Here is a 4,180-nt window from a genome sequence, read left to right as displayed (position 1 = left end):
CCTGCTGCAGGCCTGCGGTTTGGGGCAACTTGCTCGGCAATTGCGACAAATCTTTGTCTGCGAACCACTCAAGGCTGGGTCCAAAAACTGGGCGCTGAACTGAAAATGAATTTTTCAGGGACGACTATTTATGTCTGATTCGCTTGATGCGCTGAACTTGCCGTCCAGTCTTTTGATGCCAAACGTGCCGGGCGAAGCCCCAAAGGATGGGGCAAGCACTGCCAGCGTGCACACCATGGGTCTTCGTTTCACCGGTTCTGGTAGCGAGTATTTCCGCATTTGGATCGTCAACCTGTTGTTGACCTTGCTGACGCTGAGCTTGTATTGGCCGTTTGCCCGGGCCCGCCGCATGGTGTATTTCCATAAAAACACCTTGGTGGGCAGTGATGCCCTGGGGTTTCATGCCGACCCCTGGAAGATGTTCCGCGGTTACTTGCTGGTGTTGGTGCTGGGCGGTACGTATTCGGCGGTGTCGACCTTTGTGCCAGAGCTGGCTTGGTTGCCCTTGCTGGTGTTGGCGGTGTTGTGGCCTGTGTTGTGGCGTTCGTCGCTGATGTTTCGTTTGCGCAATACCAGCTGGCGTGGCGTGCGATTTGAATTCGAGGGCTCTTTGCGCGGCGCTTATGGCGTCATGTTGCCGCTGTTTATCCCCATCCTGGTTTTGGTGGCGGCTGGCGCTTTGGCCGAGGCGCCTGAAGTGGCTCAGGCCACCTGGCTGAAGTCGCTGCTGGTGTTGGCGGTCATCACCGCGCTCGTTTTCTTTTTGGTCTTTCCTTGGTTGATGGCGCGTATGCACGCGTTTCAGCACAGCGGCTATGTGTTCACTGCGCAGCGCACGGCACTTGCGCAGGGCAAGATCACTGGCCCTTTGTATTTGATCGGTTTGAAGCTGACAGGCATGGTGCTGGCGCTGTCTTTGGTGGCGGGTGGTATCGCCGCACTGCTGGGGTTTGGCGCGGGTCCGTTGGTTGTCTTTGGGGTGTTCGGTTTGATTTACCTGGCGTTTCCATTGGTGCTGTTGCCCTATTTCAAAACCCGTGTGCAAAACCTGCTCTGGGGCAACACCCGCAGTGAGCAACTCATCATTCACAGCAAGCTGCGTTTTAGGGACATGTTCATGGTCAATTTGGAGAACTGGTTGCTGATTGTGCTCACCTTGGGTTTGTACTGGCCGTTTGCGGCGGTGCGTTCGGCGCGTGTGCGGCTTGAAGCCATGGCCATTGAAGTGCATGGCGACGTGAACAGCTGGGTGGCCAACGCTCCCCAACAGCAGGCCGGCGTGTTGGGCGACGCTGCGGGTGATTTCTTTGGCGTGGATATGGGCTTGTGATGCCAGGCAGCGAGCCCGACGCACGTCATGTGCTGTTGACCCAATGGTTTGATGGCCGCAGCCCGCAGGCGCGGCCAGTCCAAGTCTGGCTCGCCGACGACAGTCTGTGGCTCAAGTGTGGTGCACTGGAGAGCCGCTATCCGCGCCGCGAGGTGCGTTGGCCGGAGCGCAGCAGCCATGGGCAGCGGCAAGTCGAGTTGCCCGATGGGGGCTTGCTGCAGCACGCCGATGTCGCCGAGTGGGACCGGTGGTGGCAGCACAGTGGTGGGCAAGAGTCGGTGGTGGTGGGCTGGCAGCAAAGTTGGCGCGCCACACTGTGGGCGGTGCTGGGCAGTGTGGCCTTTTTGGCCGCAGCTTGGGTGTGGGGCGTCCCCTTGGTCAGCCGAGCGGCGGTGCACTTGATACCGGCTGGACTGGAAGCCCGCTTGGGGCAGGCTGCAACAGAACAGCTCAGCGGTGTTTTTCTAAAGCCCAGCGCCTTACCCGAGGTTGAACAAGCGGCCATACGCAACCGGTTCACCCAATTGGTGGATGGCGCTTACCCTGATGGCAACACGCCAAACTGGCGTTTGAGTTTTCACCGTTCACCCGCGCTGGGCCCCAATGCGTTTGCCTTGCCCGGTGGCTACTTGGCCATGACCGATGAACTGGTGCAACTGCTGGCCGACCAACCGGATGCCATTCAGGGCATTTTGGCGCACGAACTGGCCCATGTGGTGCACCGTGATGGGCTGGACATGTTGGTGCGGTCCAGCTTGGTCAGCGCATTGGTGGGGTTGGTTTTGGGTGATGCCAGTGGCTTTTTGGCCACGGTGCCTGTCACCTTTGCCACCCAGTCGTACTCGCGGGATGCAGAGCGCGCAGCCGACCAATTTGCGGCAAAGTTCCTCAGTGCCAATGGGGTGTCGCCGACCGTCATGGCGGTATTTTTTGAGCGCATTGCCGAGATGGATGGCGGCAAATACGATGCCAAGGGCTTGCCGATTGCCATTGCCAGTCACCCTGAGCACGCCGAGCGCATCCGATTTTTCCGTGAATGGCGGTGAAGGGCTGCAGCGCATCACCGACCGAGGCAGTGCGACCCATGTGCTCATGAGCGACGCCGCTTACCAAGCCTGGCACGGGCCAGCGCAGTCTGTGGCCGACGCGCATCTGGCGGCCGAGCTGGCGCCTGGCAGCTGCACGGACTTGCCGCCAAGCAAGAGGTAAGCCGCTTCAGCCTTCGCTCAAAAGCTCAGCCCCGCACCGAAAACGTTCAGGGCTTTTGCTTGGCCGCTCAAGGGGCAACGGACTTTGCAGCCGATCAGCGCCTTCGCATGTGCGCGCTGAACAAGCAGTGGGCTGTGTTGCCGTGCTTGCAGGGTCCGGCGATCAGGCACAAGTTCGTGCGTTCATGACGTGGATCAAGACAGTGTCAAACCTCAATCGGCCTAATGGGAGCATCGATCCATTTGGGAATGTTCATGGCAGATTGGCGCAGTATTGGCAGACTGGGGTGGGGCTTGGGCCTTGTGCTGGTCGCGCTGTTGGCCCTTGCTGCTTGGCTGGTGTGGCCTGCCCCCGCCGTGCCGGTTTTGCTGCTGCAAGCCCGCGAGTTGGTGCACAGCGTGGTGGTCACCGCCACAGTTCAAGCCCAGCACCGTGCCAACGTGGGGGCGCAGATCGCAGGCAAGGTGCAATCGGTCGAGGTTGCAGAAGGCGAGCGTTTTCAGGCGGGTCAGGTTTTGCTGCGCCTGGAGGACAACGAGGCCCGAGCGGCTTGGGCGGCAGCCGAGCAAGCGGTTCGGCAAGCCGAACTCAAACAACGCCAGTGGCGCGAGGTGCAAGCGCCCGCTGCCCGCGCCAACGAACAACAAGCCCTCGCCAATTTGAACCAAGCGCGTGCCCAGTGGATGCGCCAGCAAACTTTGTTTGGCCAAGGCTTCATTGGCCAAGCCGCGCTGGACGAAGCCACGCGTGCTTTTGCGGCGCTGCAGGCCCAATTCAGTGTGGCCCAGGCGCAGCGCCAGGCCCATGATGAGTCCGGGCTTGAGCAACAAATGGCCCAAAGCGCACGGCTGCTGGCCCATGCCAACGCACAAGCTGCACAGGCCCGTTTGTCTTACACCACCTTGCGGGCCGCTTTTGAGGGGCGAGTGATCAGCCGCCATGTGGAGCCCGGTGATACGGTGCAGCCGGGCAAAACCTTGTTGATGCTGGCCCCCATAGGCCAGACCGAGTTGGTGGCCCAGATCGACGAGCGCCATCTGTCTTTGTTGCGTGTGGGCTTGCCCGCTGTGGCCTCGGCCGATGCGTTTGCCAAACAGCGCTTCACGGCCCAAGTCAGCGCCATTGCGCCCGCGGTCGATGCACAACGCGGCTCAGTGCAGGTCAAGTTGCGGGTGGCAAGCCCGCCAGACTACCTGCGTCAGGACATGACCGTGTCGGTTGAGATCGAAGTGGGCAAACAAGCTGCGGCTTTGGCGGTGCCCTTGGAGGCCGTGCACGAATCGGAAACCGACCACCCTTGGGTGTGGCGCATCACTTCCGCGTCCCGCTTGGAGCGTGTGCCCGTGAGCTTGGGCTTGCGCAGCGCTGACTGGGTGCAGTTGACATCCGGCGTCGCTGCCGCAGACACGCTGCTGAGCTCGTCCGCTGCGGGCTTGCGCGATGGTCAGCGCGTGCGGCCTCGCCAGCCTTGAGCCCCAAGGATGTCCTGATGCTGCTGGGTCGTTTGCAAGTGTTTGAACCTATTTCCGGCAGTTGACGTTGCATAAACCGGCCGCAAGCTAGACTGGTAGCCAGTTTCAACGGATTTACAGAGGTCACCAAATGGGTGAAGCCAAAAGACGCCAACTCGCTGTCCAAACG

At 60.8% G+C, this 4,180-nt stretch carries 4 protein-coding genes; all 4 read left to right on the top strand.

Annotated features, from left to right (window positions below; all coding sequences use genetic code 11):
• The first annotated feature begins 235 nt into the window (after positions 1-235).
• The 4 genes from ACIQ39_RS18790 to ACIQ39_RS18775 all read left to right on the top strand — a co-directional run bounded on the left by ACIQ39_RS18790 (position 236) and on the right by ACIQ39_RS18775 (position 4,011).
• Entirely contained in the window at positions 236-1,330 is a 1,095-nt protein-coding gene (locus ACIQ39_RS18790) for a YjgN family protein (RefSeq protein ID WP_396436107.1), read from the top strand.
• Positions 1,330-2,376: a M48 family metallopeptidase gene (locus ACIQ39_RS18785; protein WP_396436108.1), complete on the top strand. Its 1,047-nt coding sequence runs from the start codon at positions 1,330-1,332 to the stop codon at positions 2,374-2,376. Before ACIQ39_RS18790 ends, ACIQ39_RS18785 begins: the two co-directional genes overlap by 1 nt.
• A complete protein-coding gene (locus ACIQ39_RS18780) occupies positions 2,363-2,539 on the top strand; it encodes a hypothetical protein (RefSeq protein ID WP_396436106.1) in 177 nt (58 codons plus the stop codon). The genes ACIQ39_RS18785 and ACIQ39_RS18780 overlap by 14 nt, the downstream gene beginning before the upstream one ends.
• Positions 2,540-2,793: 254 nt before the next feature.
• Positions 2,794-4,011: an efflux RND transporter periplasmic adaptor subunit gene (locus ACIQ39_RS18775; protein WP_396436105.1), complete on the top strand. Its 1,218-nt coding sequence runs from the start codon at positions 2,794-2,796 to the stop codon at positions 4,009-4,011.
• The last annotated feature ends 169 nt before the right edge of the window (positions 4,012-4,180 follow it).

The organism is Limnohabitans sp. (assembly GCF_044361645.1).
Taxonomy (GTDB): domain Bacteria; phylum Pseudomonadota; class Gammaproteobacteria; order Burkholderiales; family Burkholderiaceae_C; genus Limnohabitans_A.
Note: the sequence above shows the minus strand (reverse complement) of the source record. Positions and strands in the feature narration are given on the sequence as shown.